Raw genomic sequence first — 14,791 nt, forward strand, 5'->3', positions numbered from 1 at the left:
GGATGAAGCGCTTTCGGTTCAATCAGCAAGAGATCGTCTTCGCCGTCTTTGCGTTGCTGTTCCTCGTCTTCTCGATCTTCCTGAATGGCTTTCTGACGGCCGAGAACATGCTGACGCTGCTCCAGAACGTGGCCGTGCTCGGCATCCTCGGCCTCGCAATGGCGATCGTCGTGATCGGCCGTGGCATCGACATCTCGCTGATCGCGGCCCTCGCGGTGCCCCCAGGACTGGTGCTTCAGATGGTGCAGAACGGCCATTCGCTGCCGTTCTCGTTGTTGATTGCGGTTCTGCTCACGATCGCCTTCGGCCTCGTCAATGGCTGGCTGATCGCCTATGCCGAGGTGCCATCGCTGTTTGCGACGCTCGCAACCGGCCTGTTGCTCGCTGGACTCGGACAGGCCGCACTGTTCGAACTCGACGTCGTGCAATGGAGCGCGGGCATGAACGGCTTCGAGCGACTTGGACAGGGCACCATTCTCGGCATTCCGACCTCGATCGTGATGTTCGCGATCGCCTGCATCGTGGTCGCATTCCTGCTGCGCCAGACCCGCTGGGGCGCCTATATCTATGCGATCGGCGATAATCCCTACGCCGCGCGCGTCACCGGCATTCCGTCACGGCCGATCGTCGTGCTGCAATACGTGGTCGCCGCCTTGATCGGCTGCTTCGCAGGTCTCGTGATGGCCGCATCGGTCAATTCGATGCCGACCCGTGTCTTCAACTCCACGCTGATCTACGACGTGATCCTGGTGGTCGTGCTGGGCGGCATCGGGCTGTCAGGTGGGCGCGGCGGTGTGCTGAACGTCATCATCGGCACGCTGCTGATCGGCACCATGCTCAACGGCATGACCATCATGGACATCTCCTACGCCGGGCAAAATCTCATCAAGGGCGTGGTTTTGCTGCTCGCAGTCATCACGGACTCCTTCCTGAATCCGCGCAACGAAGAAACGGCACAGCAAGGCGACATCTGAACGACCGACAACAACGACGACGACAACCAAGGAGGAAGCAATGAACAATCCGACAAAGGCAATGCTCGCCGCACTGGCTCTCGCGGCACTGACGGGACCGGCGCCGGCCCAGCAGGGCCTGGACGAACCGTTCCAGAAGCCGTTCAAGGAAGCCCTCGCCGGCAAGACCGTGGCCTACGTGCCGGTCGCGATGAACTTCGACCTCACCGAGGGCTGGTACGCCGGGCTGAAGAAGGAACTCGAGCCGTTCGGCGTCAAGTTCGTGATCCGCGATGCCAATTGGAACACCAATGCGGGCGCGCAAGCCGTCACGTCGCTGATCTCCGAGAAACCGGCGGTGATGGTGGTCCATAATCCCGACGTGCAAACCTACGCAAAGCTGCTCCAGCGCGCCGAGAACGAGGGCATCTACGTCATCCAGATCAACATGGGTTCGGCCTATCGCAGCTCCGCCTTCGTCGGCGCCAACTGGATCGAGATCGGCGAGCGGGATACCGAAGCCGTGGTCAAGGCTTGCGAGGGCAAGTCGAACAAGATCGCGATCGTTCAGGGTGCGCTCTCGGCCGCGGCCAGCGCCTACACGCTGAAGGGTGTCGAGAACGTTCTCGCCAAGCATCCCGAAGTCAAGGTGGTGTCGAGCCAGGCCGCCGACTGGGATGCTGCGAAAGCCAAGGCGATCACGCAAACGGTGCTGAAGCAGAATCCAGACCTGTGCGGCATCGTCGGATTCTGGGACGGCATGGACATCGGCACGGCGGCCGCGGTGAAGGAAGCGGGCCTCACCGGCAAGGTGTTCCTGGCGACTTCGGGTGGCGGTGAACGCAAAGGCGCCTGCGAACTGGTGAAATCAGGCGCGTTCGACCTCAACCTGAGCTACGACGTGCCGACCCAGGCCGCGCAGATGGCCGGTACGATCAAGTGGTTGCTGTCGTCGGGCGCGAAGCCCGGCTCGATCAAGGGCTCGGAATATACCACGTTGATCCCGATCACCAAGGAGAACGCTGACAGCCAGATGTCGTGCTGGAATCTCAGTGATCTCAAGAAATAGTCCGCGCTGACGCCCGAGATCCCCGGGATCAATACCCGGGGATCTCGCTCTCAATAGTTTCCATGCCTCATTGGAATGCCGATGCGCGACACAATCACAAGCCTGCGTTACCGCTACTGGCCTGATCATCTCCTCGGCGAAATCCTCTCCAAGCGATGGACCGAGACAGCCATTCCGGTCATCCTTCTCCTGATCGTCGGCTTCGCGTTCAGCCGGTCCATCGACAACTTCCTGTCGCCGGCGAGCCTCGCGGACACCGCGCGCCAGGCCGGCGAGATCGGCTTCATCGCGCTCGGGCTCGCACTGGTCGTCATCGTCGGCGGCATCGATCTCTCGGTCGGATCGATCTTCGCACTGACCGATTTCTGCGCCCTCTATCTGCTCGACGTCGCGGGCTGGCCCGTTCCCGCAGTCGTGGTCGCGACACTGCTCTGTGGCGCCCTGCTCGGCGCCGTCAACGGCATCCTGGTCGGATATCTGCGGCTACGCGCCTTCATCACCACGCTGATCACGCTGATCATCTACCGTTCGGCCTACGATCTCCTGATCCAGCGCTACTCCAACGCCATCGCCTCGGCCTTCCCCGACATCCCGTCCTGGGATTTCATCGGCGCCGGTTCTGTCCTGGGCATTCCGACCGTGGCGCTGGCCTATATCGTTGTCGCCATCTTCGGTCACATCTTCATGACGCGCTTGCGGCCCGGCTGGCACATCACCGCCATCGGCGGCTCGCGCCGCTCGGCTTACAACTCTGGCATTCCCGTCCGCCGCACGATCGCGCTCTGCTATGTCGCAAGCGGCGCGCTGACCAGCGTCGGCGCATTGTTCTTCGCGTCCCGGCTCGGCACCGTCGGCGGCGACATCGGTGTCGGCCTGGAGGTGATCGTGCTGACCGCGACAGTGCTTGGGGGTATCACGCTCGGCGGCGGCAAGGGCTCGGTCGCCAAATCGGCCGTCGGCGTTCTGATCGTGCTCCTGATTACCAACGGCCTCACCACCATGAACGCGCGCGGCGGCGTCAACCGCATGGCGCTGGCCGGCATCCTGCTCGTCGCCGCGATGGTCGACATCCGCTGGCAGAAGAACCGGACCCGCATCATCAGCAAGGTCTACGTCGCGCCGACCTACCACGAGTTGCCGCCGCCACCGCCGACCGAGATCGGACAAGGCGGACCGTTCGAGCAGAACGACAAGCTGCGTGACGTCGAGGCGATCGGGCTCGGCCGCATCGAGGCACCGGAGGACGTCATCCTCGATCGTCACGACAATCTCTACGCCGGCTCACGCCACGGCGACATCATGCGCTTCCTCGCGCCCGACTACCAAAAGATGGAAGTGTTCGCCCATATCGGCGGCCAGCCGCTCGGCATGGCCTTCGACCGCGAGGATAATCTCTATGTCTGCATCGGCGGCATGGGGCTCTATCGTATCAAGCCCGACGGCACGGTGGAGAAGGCAACCGACGAGACCAACCGCAGCATGCGCTCAGTCAACGACGATAGTCGCTTGCGCCTCGCCGACGACCTCGACATCACCGACGACGGCCTGATCTTCTTCTCGGAAGCGACGGTGCGTTACGAGATGGACGAGTGGCCGATCGACGGCCTGGAAGCGCGCGGCAACGGCCGCATCATCTCGTACGACACCAAGACCGGCACCACACGCACCGAACTGCGCGGCCTCAAATTTCCCAACGGCATCTGCGTCGCCAGCGACGGTCAGTCGATCCTGTTCGCCGAAACCTTCGGCTGCTCGATCAAGCGCTATTGGTTCGCAGGCGCCAAGAAGGGTGCGGTCGAGGTGGTGATGGACAATCTGCCTGGATACCCCGACAACATCAACCTCGCCTCCGACGGCAATTACTGGCTGGCGCTGGTCGGCATGCGCAGCCCCTCGCTCGACCTCGCCTGGAAGATGCCGGGCTTCCGTCGCCGCATGGCCAAGCGCGTGCCGGTCGACGAATGGCTGTTCCCCAACATCAACACCGGCTGCGTGGTCAAGTTCAACGAGCAGGGCAAGATCGTCGAGTCGTTCTGGGACCTGCACGGCGAGAACCATCCGATGATCACCTCGATGCGCGAGCATCGCGGCTATCTCTATCTCGGCGGCATCCTCAACAACCGCATCGGTCGCTACAAGCTCGACAAGGCCGATCCGAACTTCGTCCAGTATGACAAGCGGTGGGGGAAGCAATCGTGATCGCGGCCGTCAGAGACTTCGCCAACCGTTTCCTCGGGCGCGGCGACGCCACCATCACCGTGCCGTCCTTCGACGGCGCATTGAAGCCCAACCAGAAGCTGGAATCGGCCGAGACCTTGATGACATGCGAGGCACCGGAAGATATCGCGACGGATGGAAGCAACCTCTTCATCGCCGACGGCCAGCGGCTGATGTGCCTGCGCGGCGGCTCGGCATCGGAGGTGCGTCGCTTCGAACAGCCGATATCAGCTCTTTGTGCCCTTCCTGGCGGCGGCCTCGTCGTCGCGCTCGGCGGTCGCGAGGTGCGCGTTTATGCAAGTCCATCAGCCGAGCAGCCGGGCGTGACGTTCACCGATGCGGCCTTCAAAGCGATCAACGCGTTGGCGCTGGCGGACGACAACACGCTGATTGCAACCGACGGCTCGACGACGTCAGGCGTCGACGATTGGGCCCGAGACCTGTTGGAGCTCAATCGCACGGGCCGCGTGTTCAGACTGGACCCGGCCACCAAGACCGTGACGCGCTTGGCTCAGGGGCTCGGCTATGCTTTCGGCGCCTGCGCGCATGGCAACGCCGTGCTGGTCAGCGAGAGCTGGCGCCATCGCCTCGTTCTCGTTGCATCAGGCGCATCGCCAAAGGTCGTGCTTGCCCATCTCCCCGTCTATCCGTCGCGATTGTCGAAGGCCTCTCGGGGCGGCTACTGGCTCACCGCCTTCACCGCACGGACCCAGCTCGTCGAGTTTGTGCTGCGCGAGCCGGGCTACCGGCGCCGCATGATGGCCGAGATCGATCCGGCCTATTGGGTCGCGCCGCGCCTGCGCTCCGGACGCTCCTTCAAGGAGCCGATGCAGGGCGCGCATATCAAGACCATGGGCGTCATCAAGCCGTGGGCGCCACCGCGCTCCTACGGTCTCGTCATCCGTCTCGATGCGGACGGCCAGCCGCTCTATTCGCTGCACAGCCGGGTGGACGGCGTCAATCACGGTATCGTTGCGGCGATCGAGATGGACGATGATCTCGTGCTGATCGCAAAGGGACCGGGCCGGATCCTGAAGCTGCCGCTTGCTGGCCTCGCCAAGGAGTTTCGGACATGAGCGACATCGCCCTCTCGCTGCGCAAGGCGACAAAGCTCTATGCCGGTGTGCCCGCTATCGACGGTGTCGACTTCGATCTCCGCCGCGGCGAGATCCACGCACTGGTCGGCGAGAACGGAGCCGGAAAGTCCACCCTCACCAAGGTGATGGCGGGCGTGGTGACGCTGACCTCGGGGACCATGACGGTCGACGGCGCCGACGTCGCGCCGAAAACACCGCTGGAGGCGCGCAATCTCGGCATCGCCATGGTGTTCCAGGAAAACAGTCTGGTCCCGACCATGACGGTCGCGCAAAATCTGTTTCTCGGGCAGGAGAAGTTTTATAACCGGCTGCGCGGTATCTACATCGCCGCACAGCAATTCCTGCAGTCGCTCAATTTCGACGTCACGCCGACCGCAACCGTCAGCGGCCTCGGCGCGGCCAAGAAGCAGATGGTGGAAATCGCACGCGCCGTCCTGCACCGCGCCAAGGTCATCATCTTCGACGAGCCGACGGCGTCGCTGACGCCGGAGGAGAAGAAATATTTCTTCGACCTCGTTCGTGATCTCAAGAAGCGCGGCGTCTCGATCGTGTTCATTTCACATGCGCTGGAAGAAGCGCTGCTACTCGCCGACCGCATCACGGTGCTGCGAGACGGCAAGCATGTCGTGACCGACGATGTCGCCAAGTTCGATCGAGCCGCGATCGTGCAGGCCATGGTCGGGCGCGACCTTTCCAACACACTCTATGGCGCCCGCAAGAGCAGCGTGCGGCCGACCGGCGCGCGGGTGCTGACGGTGCAAAATCTGAAGATGGCGCCGATGGTGAAGAACAACTCGCTGTCAGTATTCGCGGGCCAGATCACCGGCGTGTTCGGCCTCGTTGGCGCGGGCCGCACCGAAACGTTCAAGATCGTCGCGGGCGTGCTCAAGCGCGACTTCTTCCATGGCGGCGAGATCCTGCTGCACGACCAGCCGGTGCGCTATCGTGTGCCGGCGCCCGCGGTGAAGGCCGGCGTCGCCTATGTCACGGAGGACCGCAAGGTCGAGGGCTTCTTCGAGACGTCCTCGATCGCGCGCAACATCTATCTCGGCCTGCTGTCGAAGTTTCCGCGGGGACGCATGATGCTGTCGCGGCGGGAGACCGACGCGGTCGGCAAGACCTGGATCGAGCGGCTGAAGGTTCGCGCCATTAGCGACGACGGCAAGGTCGTCGAGCTCTCTGGCGGCAATCAGCAGAAGGTCGTCATCGCCAAATCGCTGGTGCAGGAGCCGGACCTGATCATCTTCGACGAACCGACCCGCGGCGTCGACGTCGGCGCCATCGTCGAAATCCACGAGCTGATCAACCGGCTCGCCGATGAGGGCAAGGCGGTCGTAGTCATCTCGTCCTATTTGCCCGAGATCATGGCGCTCTCCGACCGCATCCTGGTCTCGCGCCAGGGCAAGGTCGTGGAAGAGTTCTCTGCGCTGGAGGCGACGGAGGAGAAGATCATGTACGCGGCGATCCACTAGCTGCGTCTATAACTTGTGCCCCTTCTGGCGCAGTGCCTCGATCAGGCGTTGCTTCAATTGGTCGGCGGCCTTCTGGCTGACATCCTGGGCAATCTGCGCGCTCGCCTGCACCAACGCATCGGATTGCGCCAGAAACTTCTGTCCGGCCGGCTGGGCGTAGAACGCCTCGATCTGGCGCAGCTCGTCCAGGGTGAAACTCGCGGCATAGACGGCGGCGATCTGGTCGGTCATCGATGCGAAGAACGGCGTGTAGATGTCGGCACCGGGCGCCGTCATCGCGTCATAATCGCGCTCGATCTCCGGCCTGTCCTGCGCCACCACCGGCCGCAGCTTGAGCAGAAGCTGCGGCAGCAGCGCGCGATATTGATCGGCGATCTTCAGCGTCACCACGAGCTTGCGCGCCGTATTCATCGCCTCCGGCGACGGTGCTTCCGCGGAAGCCCCGCCAATGAGACAGAGAAGAACAGCGGCGATCGCTGGCAAATGTCTGGGCATGGCCACTCCCCTCACCGGCCCGCAGGCGCAACGGCCGCGGTCGACGTCGGCCCAGTCTCGATGGCCGCTTCCGCCTGCTCGACCTCCGACACTTTCACGAACAGATTCGGCACCCGCTCGGCACGATGGAGCAGCCAGGCGGCGCCGATCATGATGATGATCCCGGCGGCGGAGACCGCGAGCTGCTCCCATACGCCCTTGGTGTATTGGGTCAGAATCCAGTGCGCGGAGAACGACAGGAACACGCCGAGGCAGAAGATCGGCAGTGAGTGCTGGCCGCAGAGGATGACGGGCCGCAGCCATGGCGTCTGCAGCGCCTTCCATTGGCGCGAGACGAAATACGTCACCCAGGTCGCCAGCGCCAGGAAATGGGTGAAGCGCAGCAGGTCGAGGTCCGTCTTGTCGATCGGGTAGATCGCCTTGATCATCCATTTCGGGATCATGGCCTCGAGCGCGGGAACGTGCCAGGTCATCACGATCAGGAGGGCGAAAACGATCCAGGCCGCGGCCAGCGTCATCGCAGCCTTCGACCACACCCATCGGCTGATCTTCTCGATCTGGCCGATGCCGCACCAGGCGGCGAACACGAACATCAGCTGCCAGCAGAACGGGTTGAAATACCAGGTCGTGCCCGGCGGATAGGACGCCACGTTCCAGTCGAACCAGCGCGACAGCACGTAGAGCACCACGGACGCAGCGAGCGTCAGGTTCGGCCGGCGGACCAGGCACCAGACGATGAAGGGCGAGGCGAACACCAGTGCGATGTAGAGCGGCAGCACGTCGAGATTGACCGGCTTGTACTTCAACAGGATCGCCTGCCCGATCAGTTCGTCCGGATGCGCCAGGAAATTGAACACGTTGAACTCGTGCTCGTACATCGGATTGTCGAAGCGGCGCGCGGTGCGGGCGATCTGCGCAGTGAACAGCAGGAACAGCATGATGTGGGCGACGTACATCTCCGCCGCCCGCTTCCACAATCGCTTCAGCGCGGCGAGAAACCAGCCGCCCGTGACGATCGGCCCGTAGATCCAGCCGACCAGGTAGCCCGAGATGAAGACGAAGAACTCGGCGGCGTCGCTGAAGCCGTAATTGCGCAGCGTCAGCCACGCCACGACATCCTGCGGGATGTGGTCGAGGAAGATCATCCACAGGCCGATGCCGCGGAAGAGGTCGAGCCTCAAGTCGCGCTCGACCGGCGCCAAGAGTGCTGCCTGGTCTCGTATGATCATGGCCCCCGCCTCTTACCGTGGGCACCGCGCCACCGCGGCGCCGTGAAAATCAGATGCTAAAAAGGATCAATCAAAAGCTCATCTAACCCTGCGGTTAGACGAGCAACGGTAGCCGACCTTGGCGTCCGCGCAAGGGACTTTGTCGCCGCAACGCGCGGGCAGGGCGCGCAAAGGAGCTGAAAACAACCCCATGCACAGTAGCTAAGTCCTTGCATGGCTTACAAAACACACGGCACCCGTCGGGCAAAACGCGACCCGACGCTGCGCCGGCGTCGGGACGGCTGATCGCCCTCGGCAGCACGCCTGAAGCCGAGCCTTTCAGGAAAGCCGAGGTGAGCGGTGCGGACGATTGTCGGCATGACTTTACCGGTCATCGCGATCACATGAATCCGGGATTGCGCGGCAGATAGCCGCTCCAGTTCCCGAAGTCCCGCGACGACATCAGCAACATCGGAAACTTGATCCGCATTCCATGCTCGAACGCAGTGTGAAGGGCCGCCTCACTCGCGCCGGGCAGGAACGCCGATATCCGCGGCGATTCGCTTTCGAGCGCGAGATGGAGTGCCGTCCTGAAAGCGGTAGCGACGGCATGGTGCTCCATCGTCGCCAGCGGACCGACGTGCCCGCCGGAATCGACGTAGGCGTAGCCCACCCATTCATGGCCGTCGTAGAGATTGAACCCTCGCGTGCTGCTGTCGTTGATCAGATAACGATGATGCTTTTCGCGCGATACGCCAACGACCCGCACATCCGCCTGCGCGAGGCGACCAAGGGTCGAAGCGTTCTCCTGCAGCGGCGTGACGTCGAACTGCGGGCCTCGCCGGGCAGCGATCAGTTGCTCGCGCGCGACGCCGACGTTGTAGATGGGAGACCTCGGAAACAGTCCGTAGCGCATGTAGAGGCCTTGTGAGACCGTGTTGAAGCTGAAGGTGATCAGCACCTTGTTGGACGCATTCGACCGCTCGGCATGCTGCAGGGTCCGCTTGATCAGCTCGTTGCCGATGCTCCGCCCCTGCTGATCCGGCGACACGAAGAGCTGTGCCAGAAACCACATTTGGCCGCAGACCCAACTCCAGGCGAAGCCGAGGATTCGATCGTTCTCCTCCGCCACCCACAGACCGTCGGGATCGTCTCTCATGGAAAACAGCTGGAACCTGGGGGCCGAAGCGGCGGCCATCGGCCCGAAGCCATGCCGTTCCGTGAGGTCGTTGATGCTGGAAACGACGAGAGCATCCGCGATTTCCAGATCCTGTGCACGCGCCGGCCGGTAAACCACAGACATCGAGGCAACTCCGTTTGGTGGTCGAAGGGTGGTCAGAACCTCGCCGCTCCGGGATCGAGCCCAAGCGTCAGCCGACCGGAAGTGACGTAGTTGTTTGGGCTCATCGCGACGTGCTTTGCGGCGGCGCGCACGTCGCGGACCGCGCGTTCCAGCGCGCAAGTCTCGAAGATGGCCACGGAGCCCGCGCTCGCGGCCAGTTCGTCGGCAATGGACATCGCAGCTTCGGCCGCGTTCGCGTTGGCGATCCGAACATCCGCGCGCGCCTCCGTCAGCCGATCGCCTTCCGTCTCGGCCGCCGCCATCAATTCGTTCATCGCATCGACGATGAAGGCGCGCGCCGCGCGAAGCTTCGCCCTCGCCCGCCCGACCGTCGCCTGGACGGTTTCTCGATCGCGTAGCGAGGCCCGGCTGCCGGGACGGCCGTTTCGGCAGGCGAGTTCTGCAAATCCGGCAATCGCGCCGGAGGCGATCCCGAGCGGCACCCCGGAGATGCTCCAGGCGAACACGGATGACGGCGGCATGCGATAGAGCCGTCCGGGCTGGGTCGGCTGCAGGCCCAGGAACGAGTGCGCATGAGCGGCCGGTACGAAGACATCGCGCGCCTCGAAATCGCAGCTTCCGGTGCCGCGCAGTCCGGACACGTGCCAATTGTCGAGGATGGTCACGTCTGTCCGGTCGAGATAGCAGCAGATGAGGGGCGAAGCCGGATCTTCGGGCCGGACGCTCGTCAGCACCATGAAGCGCGTCGCGTGATGTGCGCCGCTGCCGAAGGGCCACCGTCCGGATACGCAATAGCCGCCGCGGACGACACGCGCCGTGCCAACCGCGCCGGTCGCACTGGCGACGAACGCACGGGGATCGGAAAACCACTCGGATGCGACGGCCCGGCCGAGGTAGCCGCCGAGCCGGCTCATGCCGCCACCGTTGCCCACCAGCCAGCCAACCGAGCCGTCTAGCGCCGAGGCGTCTTCGACGACGCGCATGAAGTCGAAGGGAGAAAGTTCGGGCCCGCCGAGCGCGTGCGGCAGCCACAGGCGAAAGAGGCCGGCCTCGGCGAGCGCCGCGAAAACAACATCCGGCAAGCGGCGTCCGCCGTCGAATTCGCCACGATGCGCGGCGACGAGTGGGGCCAGCGCCTGGACGGCTTCGCGAATGCGACGAACCGGATGCCGGGAGTCGGATAGTACGTCCGGATCCAGTTCGTTCGTCTCCGCCGCATCGCACGTATCGCTCATCGGGCAACCCTCGAAGTGATTTGGCGCCCACAGCATGATCGCCCGCTTACCGGCGGTCCCAAATCTGTTCCGAAAAGATTGTAAAAAATGTAGTCTCCGGGTCATGCCCCCGATCCGACAATTCGGTCCCTTCCGTCTCGATGCAGAAGCCGAGATGCTGTTTCGTGGGTCCGAACCGATCGCACTCGGACGCCGCGCGGTGATGCTGCTTCGGCTGCTCGTCGAGCAGGCCGGAACGCCGGTTTCCAAGGACGCACTGATGCAGGCCGGCTGGCCGGGGCTTGCGATCGAGGAAAGCAATCTGACGGTTCAGATCGCCGCATTGCGTCGCATATTTGCCGGAGCCGACGGGGGCGCCACCTGGATCGAGACGCTGCCGCGCCGGGGCTATCGTTACGTCGGGCCGCCGCTCACCGAGATTGGAGCCGACCAGCCTGGTTCGCAATCGCCCGTCGCGTCCAACAGGGCCTCGCTCGCGGTACTTCCGTTTTCGAATCTGAGCGGCGATCCCGGGCAGGAGTACTTCTCGGACGGGATCACCGGAGACATCATCTCGGAGCTGTCGCGGTTCAGGTCGCTGTTCGTCGTCGCCCGCCACTCCAGCTTCGCCTACAAGGGCAAGACCTCCGAGATCAAGCGGGTCGGCCGCGAACTCGGCGTCGACTACGTCGCCGAAGGGAGCATGCGCAAGACCGGCAGCCGCGTGCGGGTGACCGTCCAGATTCTCGACGCCAGGAGCGGCTTCAATCTCTGGGCCGAGCGCTACGAACGCGAACTCGAGGACATTTTCGCCCTGCAGGACGAGATCGTCCAGGCGATCGTCGCGGCTCTTCCGGGTCGGCTCGAGGACGCGAGCCGTGAGATCGCCAGACGAAAACCCACCCCGAGCATCACCGCTTACGATCTGGTCCTGATGGGGGACGAGCGGTGGCGTCAGTTGACGGTGAGCGGCATGGCGGAGGCCCGAAAGCATTTTCGGAACGCCGTCGCGCTCGACCCGCAATATGCCCGAGCTCACGTCAACATCGCCTGGACCATCGTCTGCGACGAGTTTCTCGAATCGCCCTCCGGCGCCGACCTCGACGATGCACTTCGCGAGATCGAGACCGCGCTCGACATCGACGACCGCGACGCCTGGGCTCACGGCGTGTTCGCGCAATTGCTGTTCTTGCGACGCGAGGACGACAGGGCCGAATTCCACTTCGGCCGCGCTATCGCGCTCAATCCGAATGATGCCGACGTCGCTGCGGTCCTCGCAAACATTCTGGTCTACTGGGGTCGCTGGCGAGAGGCGCTCACATGGATCGGAGTGGCCAAGCGGCTAAATCCGTTTCCGCCCAATCTGTACAACTGGTACCACGCGCTCGCCCTCTATTCGGGTCGGGAGTACGAGCAGGCGGTCAAGGCGCTGATGGAGACGCGATCCCTTGACCGGTGGTCGCACGGTCTCCTTGCCGCCTGCTATGCACAGATGGGCCGGCTCGGCGAAGCACGGTCGGAAGCGGAGAGGTTCGTCAGGGAAAGGCATCGGGAAATCAACGCCAACGGGACAATTTTTCCGGCGAACACGCTCGATCTCGCTCGCGCGCGGGCCGGGAGGTACAGAGCCTCTGTCGATCGCGATCACTTCCTCGACGGTTTGCGCAAGGCCGGTCTATCTGGTTGAACGCGCCTCGCTCAAAGCCACGGTTACGGCGACAGTGCCTGCAAAGCCAGAATGGCCCGCGTCCTGCGGGCCATTTTCGTTGCAGGGAAGCAAATGCTGATGATGGCCATTTGAGGTACGACCGGTGCGCACCGAGGCCTGCGCGGCTAGCTCTCCAGAATCGCAACCGCCCGTGTCCATCCCGCCGAGGCCCGTTCGATCTTCACGGGGAAGCATGACACCTTGAAGCCGGATGGCGGCAGCAGTTCGAGATTGTGCAGCTTCTCGAGATGGCAATAGCCGATATGGCGACCGGCCTTGTGACCTTCCCAGATCAGGCTGGCGTTTTTCGTCTCGGCGTATTTCTTCGCGGTATGAACGAACGGCGCGTCCCAGCTCCAGCCGTCGATGCCGGTCAGGCGCACGCCGCGTTCGAGCAGGTACATGGTCGCTTCATAGCCCATGCCGCAGCCCGAAGTGACGTAGTCCTGCCGGCCATATTTGGCGCCGGCGCTGGTGTTGACCACGACGATCTCCAGCGGCTTCAGCTCGTGGCCGATGCGCTTGAGCTCGGCCTCGACATCCCCGGCCGTTGCGACATAGCCGTCCGGCAGGTGACGGAAGTCGAGCTTCACGCCGGGCTGGAAGCACCATTCCAGCGGCACCTCGTCGATGGTCCAGGAACGCTCGCCGCGATTCATGGTCGGATGAAAATGCCAGGGTGCATCGAGATGCGTGCCGTTGTGGGTCGACAGGCTGACCTGTTCCACCGCCCAGCCCTGGCCATCAGGCAGATCCTCGGCCTTCAACCCGTCGAAGAACTGCAGCATACGCGGCAGGCCCTGCTGGTGATTGATGTACTGGATCGTCGGATGATTGCCGGGCGGGTCGGCCGGCACATCGTTCTGCAGGGGAACGGAGATGTCGATCAGCCTGGTCGTCATGGCGCTTCCTCGTTGATTGTTCTCGTTGATTGTCTTGATTGGCGGCCGTCAGGCGATCCTTCAGGCGTCTCTTCAAACGTCTTGCCGCTCGACACGGTTCTTCAAGATACCGATCTTCTCGACCTCGAGCTCGATCGTATCGCCATGCTCGAGATACCATCCGAGCTCGAGGCCGCAACCATTGCCGACCGTGCCGGAGCCGATGAACTCGCCGGGCATCAGCGTCTCGTCCTGGGTGACGTGGGCGATGATCTCCTCGAAAGAGAACAGCATGCCCTCGCTCACGCCTTTCGAACGTGTCTCGCCGTTGACGCGCGCTTCCATCTTCAGACGATAGGGATCGCCGATCTCGTCCGGGGTCACGATCCACGGACCCATCACGTTGCCGCCGTCGAAGCTCTTGCCCTTGGCCGGGCCAAGCCGTCCCTCCATCTCGATGCGCTGGGCGTCGCGCGCTGAGAAATCGTTGAAGATGGTGTAGCCGAAGATGTGATCCCCAGCCTTCGCGGCCGAGATGTTGGCGCCCTTGTTCTTGGTAATGATCCCGAATTCGAGCTCGTAGTCCATGACCTTGCTGTAGCGCGGCCATTTCACTGTGGTGTTGGTGCCGCGCACGCTGAAGCGGTTGGTGATGTAGAAGATCGGCTGCTTGCGGTAGACCTCGGGCAGCTCGCCGAGCGGCTCGGCGTCGATGCGCGCCAATTCCGCCATGTCGCCCTTGGCGCGCGCGGCGAGCTTTTGCTGCCCGCGCGGCGCCTGGAGGATGTGCAGCGGAAACGACATGCCGTCGCGCATCTGCCTGGGTTCCGGCACCGGCGCGAGGATGTCGACGGCGCTGACCGCCGCCGACAGTGTCGCGTCCTGGCCGTGCATGTCGAGCAGGGCCGCCGCTCGATCGAGCGCGCGGGGCCCGGCATCGATCAGCGCCAGCATCGAGCCGAAGGCGGGATCGGCCTGACCCTCCCGCGCGGCGGCGGCGGCGAGGTCGAGCACCTGGCTGTCATTGCCATGGACGACGCCGATCTTCTCCTGACCGGCCGATCTGAACGTTGCGAGCTTCACCTTGGCACCCCTTGCTATCGTTAGAAATATATGATCAGATAAAATATCGATAAACAAGCCATAAAAATACAAATTGGGAGAGCGCGGTGAG

Annotated in this window: 12 protein-coding genes; 6 read left to right on the forward strand and 6 right to left on the reverse strand. The window is 63.5% G+C overall.

Annotated features, from left to right (window positions below; all coding sequences use genetic code 11):
• Positions 1-2: 2 nt before the first annotated feature.
• The 5 genes from XH90_RS32070 to XH90_RS32090 all read left to right on the forward strand — a co-directional run bounded on the left by XH90_RS32070 (position 3) and on the right by XH90_RS32090 (position 6,808).
• Entirely contained in the window at positions 3-974 is a 972-nt protein-coding gene (locus XH90_RS32070; protein ID WP_194478223.1) for an ABC transporter permease, read from the forward strand.
• A gap of 40 nt (positions 975-1,014) precedes the next feature.
• Positions 1,015-2,022 carry a sugar ABC transporter substrate-binding protein gene (locus XH90_RS32075; protein ID WP_194478224.1) on the forward strand — a complete coding sequence of 336 codons (1,008 nt, stop codon included), beginning with the start codon at positions 1,015-1,017 and terminating at the stop codon, positions 2,020-2,022.
• A gap of 75 nt (positions 2,023-2,097) precedes the next feature.
• Positions 2,098-4,221, forward strand: coding sequence for an SMP-30/gluconolactonase/LRE family protein (locus XH90_RS32080; RefSeq protein WP_194478225.1), 2,124 nt, complete (start codon positions 2,098-2,100; stop codon positions 4,219-4,221).
• Entirely contained in the window at positions 4,218-5,315 is a 1,098-nt protein-coding gene (locus tag XH90_RS32085; protein ID WP_194478226.1) for a hypothetical protein, read from the forward strand. Before XH90_RS32080 ends, XH90_RS32085 begins: the two co-directional genes overlap by 4 nt.
• The gene (locus XH90_RS32090; RefSeq protein ID WP_194478227.1) at positions 5,312-6,808 is read left to right on the forward strand and encodes a sugar ABC transporter ATP-binding protein; all 1,497 of its coding nucleotides are present in this window, start codon (positions 5,312-5,314) and stop codon (positions 6,806-6,808) included. Before XH90_RS32085 ends, XH90_RS32090 begins: the two co-directional genes overlap by 4 nt.
• Before the next feature lie 6 nt (positions 6,809-6,814).
• Here the strand turns inward: XH90_RS32090 and XH90_RS32095 are convergent, their stop codons facing one another.
• From XH90_RS32095 to XH90_RS32110, 4 genes are all read right to left on the reverse strand, one after another.
• The gene (locus XH90_RS32095; RefSeq protein ID WP_194478228.1) at positions 6,815-7,303 is read right to left on the reverse strand and encodes a DUF2059 domain-containing protein; all 489 of its coding nucleotides are present in this window, start codon (positions 7,301-7,303) and stop codon (positions 6,815-6,817) included.
• Positions 7,304-7,314: 11 nt separating this feature from the next.
• Entirely contained in the window at positions 7,315-8,532 is a 1,218-nt protein-coding gene (locus XH90_RS32100; protein ID WP_194478229.1) for an OpgC domain-containing protein, read from the reverse strand.
• Between the two features lie 379 nt (positions 8,533-8,911).
• Positions 8,912-9,814, reverse strand: a complete 903-nt coding sequence (locus tag XH90_RS32105) for a GNAT family N-acetyltransferase (protein WP_194478230.1) — start codon at positions 9,812-9,814, stop codon at positions 8,912-8,914.
• A 32-nt stretch (positions 9,815-9,846) separates the two neighbouring features.
• Positions 9,847-11,154 (reverse strand): acyl-CoA dehydrogenase family protein, encoded by a 1,308-nt coding sequence (locus XH90_RS32110; protein WP_210348709.1) that lies wholly within the window; start codon positions 11,152-11,154, stop codon positions 9,847-9,849.
• A gap of 49 nt (positions 11,155-11,203) precedes the next feature.
• Between XH90_RS32110 and XH90_RS32115 the strand changes: the two genes are divergently transcribed.
• On the forward strand, positions 11,204-12,715 hold the full coding sequence (locus tag XH90_RS32115) for a winged helix-turn-helix domain-containing tetratricopeptide repeat protein (RefSeq protein WP_246755650.1): 1,512 nt from the start codon (positions 11,204-11,206) through the stop codon (positions 12,713-12,715).
• A 146-nt stretch (positions 12,716-12,861) separates the two neighbouring features.
• On the opposite strand, the gene XH90_RS32120 is transcribed toward XH90_RS32115, so the two are convergent.
• Positions 12,862-13,638 (reverse strand): cyclase family protein, encoded by a 777-nt coding sequence (locus XH90_RS32120; protein ID WP_194478233.1) that lies wholly within the window; start codon positions 13,636-13,638, stop codon positions 12,862-12,864.
• A 72-nt stretch (positions 13,639-13,710) separates the two neighbouring features.
• The gene (locus XH90_RS32125) at positions 13,711-14,700 is read right to left on the reverse strand and encodes a fumarylacetoacetate hydrolase family protein (protein WP_194478234.1); all 990 of its coding nucleotides are present in this window, start codon (positions 14,698-14,700) and stop codon (positions 13,711-13,713) included.
• Between the last annotated feature and the right edge of the window lie 91 nt (positions 14,701-14,791).

The sequence above is a fragment of the Bradyrhizobium sp. CCBAU 53338 genome (genome assembly GCF_015291665.1).
GTDB lineage: Bacteria > Pseudomonadota > Alphaproteobacteria > Rhizobiales > Xanthobacteraceae > Bradyrhizobium.

What these genes read in the sequence shown, in the direction of transcription:
- XH90_RS32075 (WP_194478224.1), top strand. Translation starts at nt 1,015, where the DNA reads ATGAACAATCCGACAAAGGCAATGCTCGCCGCACTGGCTCTCGCGGCA.
- XH90_RS32080 (WP_194478225.1), top strand. Translation starts at nt 2,098, where the DNA reads ATGCCGATGCGCGACACAATCACAAGCCTGCGTTACCGCTACTGGCCT.
- XH90_RS32105 (WP_194478230.1), bottom strand. Translation starts at nt 9,814, where the DNA reads ATGTCTGTGGTTTACCGGCCGGCGCGTGCACAGGATCTGGAAATCGCG.
- XH90_RS32120 (WP_194478233.1), bottom strand. Translation starts at nt 13,638, where the DNA reads ATGACGACCAGGCTGATCGACATCTCCGTTCCCCTGCAGAACGATGTG.
- XH90_RS32115 (WP_246755650.1), top strand. Translation starts at nt 11,204, where the DNA reads ATGCTGTTTCGTGGGTCCGAACCGATCGCACTCGGACGCCGCGCGGTG.
- XH90_RS32095 (WP_194478228.1), bottom strand. Translation starts at nt 7,303, where the DNA reads ATGCCCAGACATTTGCCAGCGATCGCCGCTGTTCTTCTCTGTCTCATT.
- XH90_RS32100 (WP_194478229.1), bottom strand. Translation starts at nt 8,532, where the DNA reads ATGATCATACGAGACCAGGCAGCACTCTTGGCGCCGGTCGAGCGCGAC.
- XH90_RS32070 (WP_194478223.1), top strand. Translation starts at nt 3, where the DNA reads ATGAAGCGCTTTCGGTTCAATCAGCAAGAGATCGTCTTCGCCGTCTTT.
- XH90_RS32110 (WP_210348709.1), bottom strand. Translation starts at nt 11,154, where the DNA reads ATGACCCGGAGACTACATTTTTTACAATCTTTTCGGAACAGATTTGGG.
- XH90_RS32090 (WP_194478227.1), top strand. Translation starts at nt 5,312, where the DNA reads ATGAGCGACATCGCCCTCTCGCTGCGCAAGGCGACAAAGCTCTATGCC.